Genomic DNA, 16,766 nt, shown 5'->3' on the forward strand with positions numbered 1-16,766 from the left:
CCGCAGCACGAGGCTGCGGGGCGCTTGTCATCGTCGACTACTTCGGTTGGAGGGCGGTGATGGCCGCGACCAGTGCCTCAGTGGCCGCATTCACCTCGGCCTGGGTCCGGTTGCTGCGGAGCACCGCGTTGGCCTTACCGCGGGTGCTGTTGACGGCACCGAGCGTGGCGCCCTTGTAGTTCTTGCCGCGCAGATCCAGGCTGTCGGCCCATGCGATGCTGTCTGTCAGCCTCGACTCGTCGATGATGGGCTTCTTGACGCCCAGCCAGCCTTCCGGATCCGCAACCGCGTCAGCGGAGAGCTTCTCGGACCAGTCCCTGTTGAACAACTGGGGATTGTGGGTGGCGCGCCAGTTCAGGTAGTCGGTCAGACCCCAGAACGTCACGCGGTCCATGTCCTGCGAGTACTTCTTGTAGACCGCGAAGTACTCGGCGTAGCGCTGTGCCTGGATGGCTTCCAGTTCCATCCGGTTCTCGATCTTGCCCACCCAGTAGGTGAAGCCGTCCTTGTAGAAGCGGTCGGCCACGGTGGGGTCGTCCAGGTCTGCGTAGTTGGCCCGGTTGGAGCCCTCGGGCTCGGCGTTCCAGGCCTCCCAGACCTGGAGGTCCAGTTCGCTCACGTTGGCCGTGAAGCCGGCCTCGATGATCAGCTGCAGGGAACGTTCGACGGAGGCGTGGTCCGAGCAGGCGCCCGGCTGCCACTCCTCGGCAGACTCGTCGACCAGGCCCGGGAGCCGGGTGAGGTCGGAGCAGGCGAACGCCGGGGTCTGGTTGATGTAGTTGTGCGACTGCAGGCCGATGGTCTCGATCAGCTGGCGCGGGTCGTCGGGGTACTCAGCCGCGTAGCGCTCGTTGAGTTCCGTGGCCATGGCGATGATGGCCTTTGCCTTACCCTCGGACTGGAAGACGTTGAAGTCGTTGTATTCCAGCTTGGTCTCGGGACCGTACTTGCGGGCGAAGACGAAGGCGTCGTAGATGAAGTCGCCGGGAGACTCACCTGCCTCCACGTCCATGTCGGTGGTGTAGGCGTTGTACCAACCGGAGTAGGCGTAGTCCCCGGGGCCGCCGCGGAGGAAGTCCTCCCAGTTCTGCGTCTCGGGGTCGAACGTGTCGAGTCCATCCCTGAAGGCTTCGTTGACGACGTCCCACGACACCACGCGGCCCTTGAAGTGGGTCAGGACTGTCTCGATGTAGCGCTCCATGTTGGCGCGGGCCTGGTCGCGGCCGCCCTGGAAGATCTTGCTGGGGGACTGGCTGTGCCACACCAGCACGTGGCCGTGGACCTTGATGTCCCTCGCGAGGGACTCGTTCACGAAGTAGTCAGCCTCGTCGAACGTGAAGTTCCACTCGCCCGTGTCGAGGTTGATGTTCGCGTTGGGGAGCAGTTGGTCCGGCTTCATGATGTTCTCGGCCGTCATGACGTTGTAGTGCCGATCCACCTGGGCCCAGTTCGGGGTGCCCTCCTGGTAGGTCTGGCGGCCGGAGTAGATGTTGCCCACGTTGAAGTAGTCCGCGTAGGTCTCCTTCAGCGATGGGATGGGGGCATCAGCGACGTCGGCGGGCGCCCCTTGGGCGGGCACGGCGTAGCTGACGGTGGCGAGTGCTGCTGCGAGACCCGCGCCGATCCAGCGGGCCGCGACTCGGCGGCGATGACGAGACAACATTGCTTCCTCTCGTGGGTGGCGGGGCAGGCATGCTGGGCATCATCCGTGATGCCCGGCCGCCCCACCCATTTTGGTGCGTCACCAAACTTAATACGACCATAAGTTGGTCCCAGGATCATCGTCAAGGGCCCCGGGAGTTTTCGATAACGTTTTTTCCAGGGGCTTAGCCGTCCGGTAGCAGTGACAGTGCCCCGCAGCCGTGGCTGCGGGGCACTGTGTGTCCGATGTGTGGGCGGCGGTCAGAGCGAGTCGATGACCTCGTTCATGGTGGCGCTGGGGCGCATCACCGCCGTGGTCTTCGCCGGATCGGGCCGGTAGTAGCCGCCGATGTCGGCCGGCTTGCCCTGCACCCCGAGCAGGTCGGAGATGATCTGCCCCTCCTTCGACGCCAGCGCCTCCGCGACCGGCTTGAAGGTCTGTGCCAGCTCCGCGTCATCCGTCTGGGAGGCGAGTTCCTCGGCCCAGTAGCGGGCCAGCCAGTAGTGCGAGCCGCGGTTGTCGATCCCACCGATGCGACGGGTGGGGGACTTGTCGTTGTCGAGGAACGTGCCGGTGGCCCTGTCGAGCGTGGCGCCCAGGACGGCGGCGCGGGCGTTGTCCTCGGTCTGGGCGAGGTGCTCGAACGAGGCGGCCAGCGCCAGGAATTCGCCCAGCGAATCCCAGCGGAGGTAGTCCTCGGCCACGAGCTGCTGCACGTGCTTCGGGGCCGAGCCCCCGGCGCCGGTCTCGAACAGGCCGCCGCCCGCCATCAACGGCACGACCGACAGCATCTTGGCGGAGGTGCCCAGCTCCAGGATGGGGAAGAGGTCCGTCAGGTAGTCGCGCAGCACGTTGCCGGTGACCGAAATGGTGTTCTCGCCACGGCGGATCCGCTCGATGGTGTACTTCGTCGCCTCGATCGGGCTCATGATCTCGATGGTGAGCCCCTCCGTGTCGTGGTCTGCCAGGTAGGTGCGTACCTTCTCGATGAGGTTGCGGTCGTGGGCCCGCTCCGGGTCGAGCCAGAAGATGGCCGGCCAGCCGGTGATCCGCGCGCGGGTCACGGCCAGCTTCACCCAGTCCTGGATGGGGGCGTCCTTGGCCTGGCAGGCGCGCCAGATGTCGCCCGCGGCCACGTCGTGGCTCATCAGCACGTCACCGGCCGAGTTCACCACCTCGACGACGCCGTCGGACTCGATTTCGAAGGTTTTGTCGTGCGAGCCGTACTCCTCTGCCTTCTGTGCCATCAGCCCCACGTTGGGCACTGTCCCCATGGTGGAGGGGTCGAAGGCGCCGTTCTCGCGGCAGTCCTCGATCACGGCCTGGTAGACGCCGGCGTAGGACGAATCCGGCAGCACGGCGAGCGTGTCGCCCTCGCCGCCGTCGGGGCCCCACATGTGGCCGGAGGTGCGGATCATCGCGGGCATCGAGGCGTCGACGATGACATCCGAGGGGACGTGCAGGTTGGTGATGCCCTTGTCGGAGTTCACCATCGCCAGCGTCGGGCCGTCTGCGATGCCCTGCTCGAAGGCAGCCTTGATCTCGGCGCCGTTGTTGAGCTTCTCCAGGCCGGCATAGATCGCGCCCAGCCCGTCGTTGGCCGAGAGGCCCGCAGCCGCCAGGTCTGCGCCGTACTTCTCGAAGACCTCGGGGAAGAACGCCTTGATGACGTGGCCGAAGATGATCGGGTCCGACACCTTCATCATGGTGGCCTTCAGGTGGACGGAGAACAGCACGCCCTGCTCCTTGGCGCGGGCGACCTGCTCCGTGAGGAATGCGTCGAGGGCGGCGGCGCGCAGCACCGTGGCGTCGACCACTTCACCCTCCAGCACCTTCAGGCCGTCCTTCAGGACGGTCTCGGTGCCGTCGGCGGCGCGGTGACGGATGGTCAGGGTGTCTGCGGAGGGCAGTACGACGGACTGCTCGTTGTGGCGGAAGTCGTCGGCATCCATGGTGGCCACGGAGGTCTTGGAGTCGCTGCTCCACGCGCCCATGCGGTGGGGGTTCTTCTTGGCGTAGTTCTTCACGGACTCCGGGGCGCGGCGGTCCGAGTTGCCCTCGCGGAGCACCGGGTTGACGGCCGAACCCATGACCTTGCCGTAGCGGGCGCGGACGTCGCGCTCCTCGTCGGTCTGCGGGTCTTCCGGGAAGTCCGGGATGGCGTAGCCCAGGCCCTGCAGTTCGGCGATGGCCGCCTTCAACTGGGGGAGCGAGGCGGACACGTTGGGCAGCTTGATGATGTTCGCATCCGGGGTCTTGGCGAGCTCTCCGAGTTCGGCGAGGGAGTCATCCACCTTCTCCTCGAGGCGATCCGGGAACTGTGCCAGGATCCGGCCCGCCAACGAAATGTCCCGGGTCTCGATATCGACGCCTGCCTGGCCGGCGAAAGCGTTGACGATCGGGAGGAACGAGTACGTGGCGAGGAGGGGGGCCTCATCAGTGAGGGTGTAAATGATCTTGCCCATGCGAAGGAACTCCTTGAGTCGGGATGCGCCTCCTCAGCTTAGCCATCGGGCGCGTTGTTCGTCGGCCGCGAACAGGGGATGAGCGAGACGACGCCTTCTTTGGAGTAAATCGAACGATTAGGTAGCCTGTACCCACGAGTTAGTGACCAGATCCGCGGCAAGCACGCGATGAACAAAGCAAGGGGGTCGACCCGATATGGGGCGCGGCCGTGCAAAGGCGAAGCAGACCAAGGTCGCCCGTGAGCTCAAGTACCGTTCAATCCAGACGGATTTCTCGTCTCTGGAACGGGAGCTGCGCGGGGATGTTGTCGACGAAGTTTACGAGGACGATGACACCAGCGAAACCGAGGACCCTGACCCCTACGCCGAGTTGGCAGCCGAATATGAGGCTTACACCGACGATGAGGACTACGACGGCCTCGACGAGCGTCGTTCTTCCTGACAGACACTGATGTGACCAACTGGGTGCCCGACACCGAGTTGCCGGGCTACGAGCAGCGCTCGATAGACCTCAGTGATGAACCCACGTACGCCCTGGAACCGAAGGGTTCCCTGGTGGCAACAGTTGTGCGCCGCGGCGCGCCCGTCTCCGGGCGCGCCGTGTTGTACGTCCACGGCTGGAACGACTACTTCTTCCAGACCCATCTCGCGGACGCGATGCGCGATCTGGGCCGTGACTTCTATGCCCTCGACCTACGGCGGTACGGGCGATCGCTGCGTCCGGGCCTGCTGGCCGGCTACATCGCGGACCTCGCCGACTACTTCGTGGAGCTCGACGCCGCCGTCGACATCGTGCGGGCCGAGGGGCACGACGAGATCGTATTGATGGGGCACTCCACCGGGGGCCTGACCTCCGCCCTGTTCGCCGATGAGCGGCCCGGCACATTCACTGGCCTGATCCTGAACGCCCCCTGGCTGGAGACCTACGGCAACACGCTGCTGAGGCCCGCAGTGACGGCGGCGCGCGCCGTCGCCCCCACGACGGTGCTGCCGCTGGGGGACTCGGGCTTCTACCGCCGCTCGGTGGCCGCCTCCGAGGACGGCGAGTGGACCTACAACCTCAACCTCAAGGGCGATCCGGCCTTCCGGGCCCGCTTCGGGTGGCTGGCCGCCATCACCACCGGCCACGCCCGCGTCGCGGAGGGCCTCCACGTCGACTGCCCGGTGCTGGTGGCCATCTCGGAGCGGTCGTTCTTCAGCAGGGTGTGGGGCGAGGAGCAGCAGCTGGCCGACATCGTGCTCGACGTCGAGCTCATCGCGGCGCGCGCGCCGAAACTGGGCAACAGCGTGACCATCATCCGCGTGCCCGACGCCATGCACGACCTGACGCTGTCGTCCGAGAAGGTCCGTGCCGTCGTCTTCGAGGAATTCGGCCGCTTCATCCGCTGCTACGCGCAGCGCTGAAGAACCGGGAAAAGCAGAAACCCCCACGCTGGGCGAGGGGGTTTGTGGCCAGGGCCGGGATCGAACCGGCGACCTTCCACTTTTCAGGCGGACGCTCGTACCAACTGAGCTACCTGGCCGGCTTGGCCTGGCGTTTCCGCCATACCAGCGACCCCGACGGGACTCGAACCCGCGACCTCCGCCGTGACAGGGCGGCGCGCTAACCAACTGCGCTACGGGGCCAATTTCTTGACCTTCGACCGGTTTCCCGGCCCTGCTGGCCTGCGCCAGCCCGGTAACTATAGCGTGACATCCTCGCGGTTGTCACATCGGGCGAACCCGTTGTCATTACCTGTTTGCAGCCGAACCGAAGCTCAACTGCATCGCATCCCCAACGGGATTCGAACCCGTGCTACCGCCGTGAAAGGGCGGGGTCCTAGGCCGCTAGACGATGGGGACCTAGCTCGAAGAAGTTTAGAGACTCTGAGCCGTTCAGGCAAACCGCCGGCAAACGCCGGCGGTTCACACTCACCCGTACGTGTTGATGTGCACGTGGTCGTAGTGGTTGGCCGTGTCGCCGCCGCGGGAGGCCATGGCGCGCCAGCCCTCGCTGTTGCGGGCCACGGACCAGATCTTCTGGCCGAAGATGATGTAGTTGATGTTGAACTTCTTCGCGTTGGCGCGGTAGTAGTTCGCGATCTCCCAGCCGAGGGCCTGGTTGCTCTTGTAGCTCGGGATCATCACGTCGACGGCGCGGCCGGCCGGGTGGTCCGGCGTCACGTCGCGACGCCAGCCGTATTGCGTCTTGATCTGCGGGAAGCGTGCCCAGACGTCCCAGGCGATGGCCTGGACGTTGGCGTTGGTCTTCTCGAGGCCGGAGGAGTACCCCTTGTTGATGTCGCCGCTGTTGCCGCCCGAGGCGCCGCCGGTCGCCGGAGGGGTCTTGGCGACGTAGCGTGCCGTCACCCAGCGCAGCTCGCCGTTGTGCACCATCTGGGCGCGGCCGTTCTCCACGATGCCGGTGACCTGCAGTTCCGCGCCGCGCTGGATTTCGCCGTTGTACTTGGACCCCGTGCTCGCCGCCCAGATGTTGAGCAGGGTGGTGGCGTACCGGGTCGACGTCTTGGGCAGATCTGGCGCTGAAGGCGACGCTGCCTTCAGCGGGATCTGGGTGAGGTACCGGGCGTTGACCCAGCGGACCGCGCCGTTGTGGATGACTTGGGCCATGCCGTTGGAGGTCTTGCCGGTGGTGTCGAAGATCGTGCCGACGGGCGCGTCGCCGTAGTTGATGTACTCGGCCTTGGGGGAGGAGCGCACCATCAGCGCCGCGGTGCCGCGGGCCTTGCCGGTGGCCATGGGGAGGGAGGAGAGGGCCGAGGCGGCGGTATCGCTCAGGTAGCGCGCGGCGGCCCAGTAGGTGCCGCCCTTGTAGGTGACCTGGGCGAACTCGCCGCTGACGGTGCCGGTCAACTCCAGGCGCACGGCGCGTTCGACGCGGACGCCGATGGGGTCGTCGGTGGAGGGGCCCTTGCGCAGGTTGAGGGTGGTGGTCGAGTAGACCGTGCCCTTGCTGCCCTGGCTGGTGCCGTTCGCGATGGCGGAGGTGGGCGCGCCGGCGAGGACGCTGCTGCCCTGGATGTAGGCGGTGGCGATGTAGGCCGTCGTGCCGTTGAAGGAGACCTCGGTCCAGCCGTCCTTCGAGCCCTGCGCGGGCAGGCTGTCGCCCTTGTTCAGCACGGCGAGGCTCGCGCTGGAGGCGCTGGGTTCCGTGCGCACGTGGACGCGTGTCTTCGCGGTCACCTCGCCGTTGGCAGTGGCTGCGGGGCCGAGCGCCAATCCGCCGAGTCCCTGCGCCAGGACGGCGATTCCGACCGCGGCCGCGCTCAGCCTCAGGCTCTTCAGTGCCTTGTTCACGTCTCTCCTCGTCGTCGCTGGGGGCGGGAGGACGTGCCGCTTCCCCGGACCGGAAATTGGTCCCGGCACGTCCGCCGGTGCGATGGACATTAGGAAGGAAACGCGTTGTCAGACAATGGAACTTGAGAGTTTCCTTAGAGACGGCAAGGCGACACGCCGGGTGAATGATGAGAAACACACTGACGTAGTTTTCATGGGCTTTCATGGCCCGACTCAGGGTTGGCTAGGGGTTCCGCCGGAGACCGTGCCAGATCCGGTAACTGAAGGTCTGGTAAGAAGTGTCAGAAGCTTCAGGAAGAACCCGACTCAAGTGCAGCTTGAGGTTCGACCATGAGGTTGAGGCTTGAGGTTGAGGTTCGGATCAGGGCCGCGCCGAGCCGGGCTCCACCCACGCACTGCTCGAGGTGCTCGACCAGTGTCGGGCCGTGCCCAGGGCGGAACCCGGCACGTAGCCGGCCTGGAGATCCGCCCCGCTCAGTTCCTGAGCGCCGCTGAGTTCGGCCAGCCGGCGACGGTCCCGCCTGTCGGCCACCGCGACCACCACAGGCATGGCCAGGGCGCGGCGGTTCGCGGCGAGCGTGGCCAGGACCTCCGGATGGAAGCCGGCCGCCACCACGACCAGGGGGACGCCCTCGCGCGCCCACTTCAACGGCGCGAGGAGTTCCCGCATGGAGCTGAGTTCGCCGTCGACGATCAGCAGCCGGGGGTCATCGTAGGAGGCGCCCTCGGGGTTGGTGGCGAAATCCGGATGGGCGTGGCCGAAGCCGAAACCCTCGCCCTGCCGGGGGAGGTCGCGGGTGTGCCCGGCGGCGGGCGACGGGAGGTCGTCGATCTCGTCCTGCGTGATGTAGCGGGGCACGTGGCTGTCCACTTGGGGATGCCCGCGTCGAGGTGCGGGTTCACCGGCGCCGGTGCTGCGGCGACGCTGCCTGCGGTCGAGCAGCACGGCTCCGGCGAGGATGAGGACACCCACGCCGACGACAACGACGAACCAGAGCCAGGAAGGCATGTCCCCAAGCATGCCATGCCGAAGTGGCGCTATTCTGTCTAGGCCCCTATAGCTCAGTTGGCAGAGCAGTGGACTTTTAATCCATGGGTCGCGGGTTCGAGCCCCGCTGGGGGCACCATCACTTGCCGAACACCAGCGCGGCGCCCGACGGGTGTCGCGTAGCTTGGGTGGCATGGCTGGACACCTTGAGACTGAGTTCAAGTTCGAGCTGGAGAAGGACGGTTCGGTCCCCCCGCTGGACGGGCTCGTCCGCCTCGGTGCCGTCCACGAGTACCGGCAGCGGGCCGTCTACTGCGACACGGTGGACCTCCTCCTGACCAGGCACTCCATCACCCTTCGCCGGAGGATCGGGGGCAGCGACGACGGTTGGCACCTCAAGCTGCCCGTCGGCCCCCGCTCGCGCCGGGAGGTCCACGCGGATCTCGACGATGCGCCCGGCCACCTGCGGGTGCCGACCGAGCTGCTGGGCGCGGTCGCCGCCGCCCTGGGTGCCGACTGGCCCGCCGACCCCGAGAACGCGCTGGTCCCGCTCTCCTTCCTCACCACCCAGCGCACCGAGACTGAGCTGCTCGGCCCGGAGGGCGCCGTCCTCGCCGGCCTGTCCGACGACCGCGTCAGCGCCCTGCCCTCTGGGCTGTCGATGCGGGAGGTCGAGGTCGAGCTCATCGACGGCGCCGAGGAACTGCTCGCCGCGGTCGAAGAGCGGTTCGCCGAGCACGGCGTCGAGCGCTCGGAATCCCCGTCCAAGATGGTGTGGTCCCTCGGCAGCCTGCCCCGCCGCGTCGGGAAGGGGCGGGGCCCTCGTCGTTCGGGGCCAGCGGCGGTGCTGGTGCACTCCTACCTGCGCCGGGAGGTGGCCGCCGTCGTCGGGCGCGAGGACGCGATGCGGGCCGATGAGGAGGACGCCGTGCACCAGGGCAGGCTCGCGGTGCGGCGACTGCGGAGCGCACTGCGCACGTTCCGGCGGCTGTTCCGGCGCGAGCTCTCGGACCCGCTGCGCGACGAACTGTCCTGGCTCGGCGACCTCCTCGGCGCACCCCGCGACGCGGAGGTCATGCTCGAGCACCTCGGCGGTGAGCTCGACGAGCTGCCCGGCGATCTGGTCAGGGGCCCGGTGCACGAACGGCTGCGGCACGAGGTGGGCACCCGGCACGACTCCGCCCATGATGCGCTGGTGGCGGCGCTGAACTCGGAGCGTTATCTGGCGCTGGTTGACTCGCTCCTGGATTTCCTGGGCGACACGCCGTGGCGGGGGCGGGCCTCGAAACCGGCGCGCACGGTCTTGCCGCCGCTCATCCGCAAGGCGGTGCGTCGGGCCGGGCGTGACAGGGACGCGGCGGCGCACGCCGAGGGCGACGCCCAGCTGCACCTGCTGCATGAGGCACGCAAGCGGGCCAAGGCCGTGCGCTACGCCTACGAGGCCGTGGCGCCCTCGTTCGGCGACCGCGCAGGCGAGTCCGCCGAGGAGTGGGAGGCCGCCACGGATGCGATGGGCCTGCTGCAGGACTCCTCCGTGGCCACCCGGTCGCTGACGGACGTAGCTGCGGCGGCGGAGACGGCGGGGGAGCCGAGCTTCACCTACGGCGTGCTCGCCGGCCTGGAACGCGCCGGTCAGAGCGGCGACCTCAGGAAGGGAGCCGAACGGGCCCTCGACCGGGTACTCCCCCGTTAGGGTATGCCCATGCCGCATCACCTGGGCTCCTACCGACGCAGCGGCGCGGACCTTCCCTTCGGGTTCCCCGAGCGAGCCCACGGGGTCGCCATGGAGGGACACTTCTGGCGGTTCACGCACGCCGAGACCGGCCGCGTGCTCATCGCGCTGATCGGCGTCCAGCAGACTGCGGCCGGGCCCTGGGCCCTGTGCGGGATCGGCACCTCCGGCGGCTTCTGGCGCCACGCGGTGATCGAAGGAGCCGAATGCAGACGCTTCGGGCCCGGTGCCCGCACCCTCGATGGCCGCTTCTTCGGCGACGACGCCAGGGTCGCCGTCGATCTCGGTCCGGATGCCCGGCTCGACGTCACGATCGGCGCGCAGCGGCGCTGGCCGCACCGCCTCCTCGGTGGCTCCAGCTACTTCCAGAGCGTGCCCGCGCTCAACCAGTACTGGCACCCCTGGCTCTTGGGCGGCACGGCCGACGGAGGGGCCGTGGTCGACGGCGAACGCTGGGACCTCTCGGGTGCGGCCGTGTACGGGGAGAAGAACTGGGGACGGGCGGGGTTTCCAGAGTCCTGGTGGTGGGGACAGGCGCACGGGTTCGCGGATGCGGAGGTCTGCGTGGCCTTCGCCGGAGGCGAGGTGCGCGCCGGCCCGTTGCGCACGGAGGTCACCGGGTTGGTGGTCCGCCTTCCCGACGGTGCGGTGCTCCGGCTCGGCAACCCTGTGACGTCGCCCGTCCGGGCCACCACCAGCGACTCGCGCTGGCGACTTCGGGCCCGTTCGGCCCGCTGGCAGGTGGACCTCGACGCCGAGGCCGAACCCGCCCAGGCGTTGGTGCTTCCCGTCCCCCTCGTCGAGGAGCGCCGCGGCACCCCGGGGGCGCTCGAGCAGTTGGCCGGGCGGATGGCCGTCACGGTCCGACGCGACGGCCGCGTCATGTGGGCCGGGGAGTCACGGCTGGCCGGCCTCGAGCACGGCGGGCTGGCGCGGGCAGAGGCGGAGGCCGCGCGCAGGCGAGGCTAGAGGCTGAGCCAGGGTGGATCGATCGACGGCGGTACGACCCGCCGCTCCCACTCAAGCCACCAGCTGTCCGCGCCCGCCGGCATGGGGGTGGAGTGGGCTGAGCGGACCAGGTCGCGCAGCTCCACCTTGGCGCTGCGCAGCCGCTGTACGTCGCGCTTCAACGGCAGTTCAAGGCTGAGGAAGTGGTCCTCCAACTGCACGATCCGCATCCGCAGTTCGATGATGCGGCGGTGCCGGGCCTCTTCGTCCGGGCCGAGCCCCAGGTGCATCTCTGCGGCTCGCAACCAGCCGTAGGCCTCGTTGATCGTGATCAGCGCCGGATGCACGGTCATGGCGTCGTGCACGCTCAGTTCCGGATGGACCACCTCGGCGCCGGTGGAGTGGGCGTAGGCGAGCTCGTCGCGGCCGGCCTCGTCGATGAGGATCTCGGTGGAGCGCATCACCACGGCGAACAGGTCCACGTCGGTCATCGCGGCGCGCCGTTGGACGCCCTGGCTCTGGGAACTCAGCACGTAGTTGCGCGCCCCGCCCAGGTGGCCGATGGCGAGCTCGGCGGGCAGGTTCTCCCGGGCCCCGCCGTCGACGTAGGTCTCGCCGCCGATGGGCACCGGTCGGAAGACCGCGGGGATGGAGCAGGAGGCCAGCACGCCCACACCCAGGTCGTGGTGCGTGTCGTCGTACGGCTCGTTCCAGCGGCTCACCAACTGGCCGTCCTCCGTCATGAACCGGAGCTCACCGGATTCCAGCCCCACCATCGCGATGCGCAACGTCATGCCGGACACGGCCACCCGATCGGGGACGAACATCTCGTCGTGCAGGAGCTGGGAGAGCACCGGGCCGGGCCGGTACATGGAACGGGTGCGCTCCAGGCCGAACGCGACGGCGTTCAGGTCGCTGAGCCTCAGCCGGCTCAGGGCGCCCGCCATGGCGCCGAGCGTGGCCAACGACCAGTCGGAACGGAGCTCCTCGTCTGGTTGGAGCGCCAACTCCAGCGGGTCCGGTGCCTCGATCGGTGACGCAGGAGTCACCGGGGTCTGAAGCTGCGGGCGTAGGAAGGGCAGCTGCAGCAGCGGTTGGCGCGGTTTCGGGGGTTCAGGCCGCAGCGGCTTCATCAGCTCCAGCAGGGTGGGCGCCTGGCGCTCCGCCGTCGACAGCCAGGGACGGGGCGTGAACATGTCGCTCTGCTCCCGCATCCCGTTCCAGATGGTCCGCAGCCGCGTGAGATAGCCGTACTGCTCTTCCCTGTCGCGGCCCTGTGCCAGCGCGCTGGCGATGATCGAACCGGCGGAGGTGCCGACGAAGATCGTCGGCGTGAACCGCTCGTCATGCTGGTACAGGTAGTCGAGCGCGCCCAGTTGGAAGCTGGCCCGAGAGCCGCCGCCCGAGAGCGTGCACGTCACGACCTCCGGTTGCGGATCCTTCGCGAAGAACGGAAGCCCGAACCAGCCCTTAACTGCCATGACCCCAGGTTACTGGCCTCAGCTCAGCGCGATGTCGAGGGCCTTCCAATCGATACCCTCCGGCGACAACGCCAGCACCGACGCCAGGAGGCCCTGTCGGGCGGCGCGGACGGCGGGGTCCTCCGCGTTGACGAGGATGTCGTCGAAGAACGTCACCGCGGCCCGCACCACCGGGGCGGTGTGCGTCACTACGTGAGCGATGGGCTGGTCGGCGATGCCGGTCTGGACCGCCTCGACGGCCTCCTTCAGGGCCACCTCAGCGGGTTCGGTCAGGCTGGCCTCGTCGTAGCCGGCCGCGACACCGTCGGGCAGGATACGGGCGATGCGCACATTGGTGGACACGAGGTCACGCAGCGCCTGGTCCGACTGGGCCCCGGCGAGTTCGCCCAGCAGGCGGGCGGCACGTCCGGGCGCGTCTGCCGCGGGCAGGATCGCCGTCACGAGATCTGCGGAGGTGCCCTCGTCGCGCAGCAGCTGCGCGAAGCGGCCGATGGTGAACTCCAGGGCGGATTCGACGGCGTCCGGGGCCACGTCGACGCCCTGCTCAGCCAGCCGTGCGACGGCGTCCTCGAGCCCGGCCCGCACGGTGAGGCGTTCCAGCGGGGTGCCGGCCGATTCGCGCAAGATGCGCACGACGCCGAGGGCGGCGCGACGCAGACCGAACGGGTCTGAGGAGCCGGTGGGCTTGGCGCCGAGCGCGAACATGGCGGCGAGCAGGTCGAAGCGGTCACCCAACGCCAGCAGCGCACCGGGGACGGAGGCGGGCACGGCGTCGGCGGAGGTGTGCGGCTGTTCCATCTCGAACAGCGCGTCCGCCACCGCCCGGGTCTCGCCCTTGCGGACGGCGTACTCGCGGGCGATGAAGCCGGCCAGCGAGCTCATCTCGACCACCATCTGGGTGGCCAGGTCGAACTTGGCGAGCTGCCCGGCGCGCCTCAGGGTCTCGCGGTCCGTGCCGTCGATGCCGAGCCGGTCTGCCAGCCTGCCGGCGACATCGGCGATGCGGCGCGCGCGCATGCCCACCGAGCCGAGGCGGTCTTCGAACGTCAGCTTGTCCAAGCCGGGCACGAAGCCGTCCACGCCCTCTGCAGCGAGGTCGGCGTTCCAGAAGAACAGCGCATCCTCGTAGCGGGCGCGGATGACGGATTCGTTGCCGGCGCGCACCACGTCGTCGTCGCACAGGCCGTTGGCCATGGTGACGAAGTGCGCAGCGAGCCTGCCATCGCGGTAGATGGGGAGGTACCGCTGGTGCTTGCGCATGACGGCGGTCAGGATCTGCTCGGGCAGGTCGAGGTAGCGCTCGTCGAAGTTGCCCAGCACACCCCGGGGGTCCTCCACGAGGTTGGTGATCTCGTCGATGACGGAGGACTCGGCGTCGACATCGATGGTGCCGCCCACGCCCCGGGCGAGGGCCTCGGCCTGGCTGACGACGGAGGCGCGGCGGTCCTCGGAGCTGAGCAGGATGGAGCCCTGCTGGATGGTGGGCAGCAGGTCTGCGGCGGTGGCCACCTCGACGAACCCGACGAGGGCACCGTCGGAACGCCTGCCGCTCTCCTGGCCCTGGACCGCGCGCTGGAGGTAGGTGGTGCGGCCCGCCGTCAGCCCCGAGACGTTGACCGGGACGACGGTGTCGCCCCAGAGCACGACGAGCCAGCGGATGGCGCGGGAGAACGACAGGTTGGCGTCGTTCCAGCGCATGTTCTTCTCGGCGCGAAGACCACCGATGATGGATGAGATGGCCTCGGCGGCCACATCCACGACGTGGCGGCCGTCGACCTTCACCGACACCGCGGCGTGCTCGTTGCCGCCGATCTCGGCGCGCACGATCTGATCCGCCGTGACGCCCTGGCCGCGCATGAAGCCCTCGAGCGGCTTGGTGGGGTTGCCGTCGGCGTCGAACGCGGCGCTCCACTTGGGGCCCTTGCGCAACTGCTCGGCGTCGGGTTCGCGGGCGGCCACGCCGTCGACCACTGCGACGATGCGGCGGGGGGTGCCCTCCACCGTGATGTCGCCGTAGCTGAGGCGCGTGGCGGCGAGCTTCTCGGTGAGTGCGGTGCGCACGGCCTCGATGGTCTGCGGCACGACGTGCGGAGGGAGTTCCTCGACACCGATCTCCAAGGCGAGCGTCTGCGGGTCGTCGCTCAGCGTGCCGGCGTCGACGGCGGGCGCAGCCTGCTCCCCGACGGCAGCCTCGTGCAGCAGCGGGAAGCCGAGCTCCTCGCGGCGCTCGATCCAGAGGGCGGCGGTGTCGCGCATGAGTCGGCGCATCGTCGCGAAGGCCTTGGCGCGCTCGGTGGTGGAGATCGCGCCGCGGGCGTCCATGACGTTGAACGCGTGGCTCGACTTCAGGATGTAGCCGTGCGCCGGCACGGGGAGGCGGGCCTCCACCATCCGGGTGGCCTCTGCCACGTAGGTCTCGTACAGGCGACGGTTGGCATCGACGTCAGCGTCGTCCAGGTAGTAGCGGCTCATCTCGTACTCCTGCTGGCCGAAGGCCTCGCCGTACGTGACGGGGCGGCCGTCCGCGGCGATCGAGTAGACGATGTCCTTGAAGTGCGTCACGCCCTGCTGTGCCATCAGGATGCGTTCGACGCCGTAGGTGAGCTCCACCGGGATGGGGTCGAGGTTCTGCCCGCCCACCTGCTGGAAGTAGGTGAACTGGGTGATCTCCATCCCGTCGAGCCAGACCTCCCAGCCGAGTCCCCACGCGCCGATGGCGGGCTGCTGCCAGTTGTCCTCGACGAAGCGCACGTCGTGGGCGGACAGGTCGATGCCGAGCGCCTCGAGCGAGCCGAGGTACAGCTCCTGCGGGTTGCCGGGCTCCGGCTTCAGGATCACCTGGAACTGGGTGTGCATCTGCAGGCGGTTGGGGTTCTCGCCGTAGCGGGAATCATCCGGGCGCACCGAAGGTTCCACGTACGCCACGTCCCACGGCTCAGGCCCGAGCACGCGCAGCACGGTGGCGGGGTTCATCGTTCCGGCACCGACCTCACCGTTGAACGGTTGCCAGGTCAGGCACCCCTTCGAGGTCCAGTAGTCGGAAAGACGGCGGAGGGCATCTTGCATGGTCAGCACCCCGTCATGCTATCGACTTCGCGCCTGGGAATCCCATCCGGGTTTCGCCCGGTGGTCGCGCCCCGCACCCTGGGCCGTGAGCAATGGATGGGGTCAGCGCCGCGACACGCCGAGAAACGTCGTTACCGAAGCCGTGACCACATCCAATTGCTTGTGGGGAATCAGCGCAACCACGGCTAGCCTGCAGGCATGAAGGTTGTGATCCCCAGCACTTTTCCCGGCGGAGCGCCGCAGTTCGAGGGCGCGGAGGTCGTCGTCGTGCCGCCCGACGAGGCGGTGCCCGAAGCGCACCTCGACGCCGACGTGCTCGTCGTGTGGGGGCAGCCGCAGACGGTGATCGACGACGCCGCCCGGCGGATGACCGGCCTCCGGCTGGTGCAGGGGCTGGCGGCCGGTGCGGACAGCGTGCTGGCGGCGGGGTTCGACGATGACGTGGTGCTGGCCAACGGCGTCGGGCTGCACGACGACAACGTCGCCGAGCACATCCTGGCCCTGACCCTGGCGCTGGTGCGTTTCCTGCCGCTGGCTCTGGTCAGGAAGAGCGAGCGCCGCTGGGACCACCACCTGGGCGGCGCCGTCGCGGCCCGTGGCGACGACGGCCGCGTCGTGAGCCTGCGCGGGGCGAAGGTGACCGTCTGGGGCTTCGGGTCGATCGGGTCCACCGTCGCTCCGTTGCTGAAGTCGTTGGGCGCCGAGGTGACGGGCGTCGCCAGGAGCGCGGGGGAGCGGCACGGGTTCCCGGTGGTCGCCGATGAGGGCCTCGACGAGGTGCTCGCCGACACCGACGTGCTGGTCATGATCCTGCCCAGCCAGGAGTCCACGGCGAAGGCGCTGGACGCTGGCCGGCTGGCGGCGCTGAAGGAGGGCGCGTTGCTGGTCAACGTGGGGCGCGGCACCACCGTCGATGAGGCGGCGCTCCTGGCCGCGCTGCGCTCGGGGCGGCTGGCCGCTGCGGCGTTGGATGTGACCGCGGTGGAGCCGTTGCCCGCGGAGTCGCCGTTGTGGGACGAGCCGAACGTGCTGATCACCCCCCACATCGCCAGCGACCGGCCCGTCGGTGCCTCGGAGTTCGTGGCGCGGCAGGTGAGCGCGCTGGCGACGGGCGGTCAGCTGCGCAACGTCCTGCGCTGAGTGCGCG

The 16,766-nt window shown here is 68.7% G+C and carries 11 protein-coding genes and 4 tRNA genes; 6 read left to right on the forward strand and 9 right to left on the reverse strand.

Annotated elements, in window-relative coordinates:
- Positions 1 to 37 precede the first annotated feature (37 nt).
- Together H5393_RS02080 and H5393_RS02085 are read right to left on the reverse strand one after the other, a co-directional pair.
- Complete coding sequence (locus tag H5393_RS02080; RefSeq protein ID WP_182765333.1) at positions 38 to 1,663, reverse strand: endo-1,4-beta-xylanase; 1,626 nt, start codon at positions 1,661 to 1,663, stop codon at positions 38 to 40.
- A 239-nt stretch (positions 1,664 to 1,902) separates the two neighbouring features.
- Entirely contained in the window at positions 1,903 to 4,107 is a 2,205-nt protein-coding gene (locus tag H5393_RS02085) for an NADP-dependent isocitrate dehydrogenase (RefSeq protein ID WP_182765334.1), read from the reverse strand.
- Between the two features lie 196 nt (positions 4,108 to 4,303).
- Between H5393_RS02085 and H5393_RS02090 the strand changes: the two genes are divergently transcribed.
- On the forward strand, positions 4,304 to 4,549 hold the full coding sequence (locus H5393_RS02090) for a DUF3073 domain-containing protein (RefSeq protein WP_182765335.1): 246 nt from the start codon (positions 4,304 to 4,306) through the stop codon (positions 4,547 to 4,549).
- 11 nt (positions 4,550 to 4,560) lie between these two features.
- The gene (locus tag H5393_RS02095) at positions 4,561 to 5,511 is read left to right on the forward strand and encodes an alpha/beta hydrolase (RefSeq protein ID WP_182765336.1); all 951 of its coding nucleotides are present in this window, start codon (positions 4,561 to 4,563) and stop codon (positions 5,509 to 5,511) included.
- A gap of 45 nt (positions 5,512 to 5,556) precedes the next feature.
- On the opposite strand, the gene H5393_RS02100 is transcribed toward H5393_RS02095, so the two are convergent.
- The 5 genes from H5393_RS02100 to H5393_RS02120 all read right to left on the reverse strand — a co-directional run bounded on the left by H5393_RS02100 (position 5,557) and on the right by H5393_RS02120 (position 8,413).
- Positions 5,557 to 5,630, reverse strand: a tRNA-Phe gene (locus H5393_RS02100).
- A 29-nt stretch (positions 5,631 to 5,659) separates the two neighbouring features.
- Positions 5,660 to 5,733: transfer RNA gene (locus H5393_RS02105), tRNA-Asp, on the reverse strand.
- Positions 5,734 to 5,876: 143 nt separating this feature from the next.
- Positions 5,877 to 5,949 (reverse strand) — tRNA-Glu (locus H5393_RS02110).
- A 69-nt stretch (positions 5,950 to 6,018) separates the two neighbouring features.
- Complete coding sequence (locus H5393_RS02115; protein ID WP_182765337.1) at positions 6,019 to 7,404, reverse strand: SH3 domain-containing protein; 1,386 nt, start codon at positions 7,402 to 7,404, stop codon at positions 6,019 to 6,021.
- A 361-nt stretch (positions 7,405 to 7,765) separates the two neighbouring features.
- Positions 7,766 to 8,413 carry a hypothetical protein gene (locus H5393_RS02120; RefSeq protein ID WP_182765338.1) on the reverse strand — a complete coding sequence of 216 codons (648 nt, stop codon included), beginning with the start codon at positions 8,411 to 8,413 and terminating at the stop codon, positions 7,766 to 7,768.
- Positions 8,414 to 8,455: 42 nt separating this feature from the next.
- Here H5393_RS02120 and H5393_RS02125 point away from each other — a divergent pair.
- The 3 genes from H5393_RS02125 to H5393_RS02135 all read left to right on the forward strand — a co-directional run bounded on the left by H5393_RS02125 (position 8,456) and on the right by H5393_RS02135 (position 11,093).
- Positions 8,456 to 8,531, forward strand: a tRNA-Lys gene (locus H5393_RS02125).
- A gap of 54 nt (positions 8,532 to 8,585) precedes the next feature.
- Positions 8,586 to 10,085: a CYTH and CHAD domain-containing protein gene (locus H5393_RS02130; RefSeq protein WP_182765339.1), complete on the forward strand. Its 1,500-nt coding sequence runs from the start codon at positions 8,586 to 8,588 to the stop codon at positions 10,083 to 10,085.
- A 9-nt stretch (positions 10,086 to 10,094) separates the two neighbouring features.
- Entirely contained in the window at positions 10,095 to 11,093 is a 999-nt protein-coding gene (locus H5393_RS02135; RefSeq protein ID WP_182765340.1) for a tocopherol cyclase family protein, read from the forward strand.
- Here H5393_RS02135 and H5393_RS02140 read toward each other — a convergent pair.
- Positions 11,090 to 12,553, reverse strand: coding sequence for a patatin-like phospholipase family protein (locus tag H5393_RS02140; RefSeq protein WP_182765341.1), 1,464 nt, complete (start codon positions 12,551 to 12,553; stop codon positions 11,090 to 11,092). The genes H5393_RS02135 and H5393_RS02140 overlap by 4 nt on opposite strands.
- An 18-nt stretch (positions 12,554 to 12,571) precedes the next feature.
- On the reverse strand, positions 12,572 to 15,619 hold the full coding sequence (locus tag H5393_RS02145; RefSeq protein WP_182765761.1) for a glycine--tRNA ligase: 3,048 nt from the start codon (positions 15,617 to 15,619) through the stop codon (positions 12,572 to 12,574).
- 198 nt (positions 15,620 to 15,817) lie between these two features.
- On the opposite strand from H5393_RS02145, the gene H5393_RS02150 reads away from it, so the two are divergent.
- Positions 15,818 to 16,759 carry an NAD(P)-dependent oxidoreductase gene (locus H5393_RS02150; RefSeq protein ID WP_182765342.1) on the forward strand — a complete coding sequence of 314 codons (942 nt, stop codon included), beginning with the start codon at positions 15,818 to 15,820 and terminating at the stop codon, positions 16,757 to 16,759.
- Positions 16,760 to 16,766: the final 7 nt, after the last annotated feature.

The sequence above is a fragment of the Tessaracoccus sp. MC1756 genome, from assembly GCF_014164735.1.
GTDB lineage: Bacteria > Actinomycetota > Actinomycetes > Propionibacteriales > Propionibacteriaceae > Arachnia.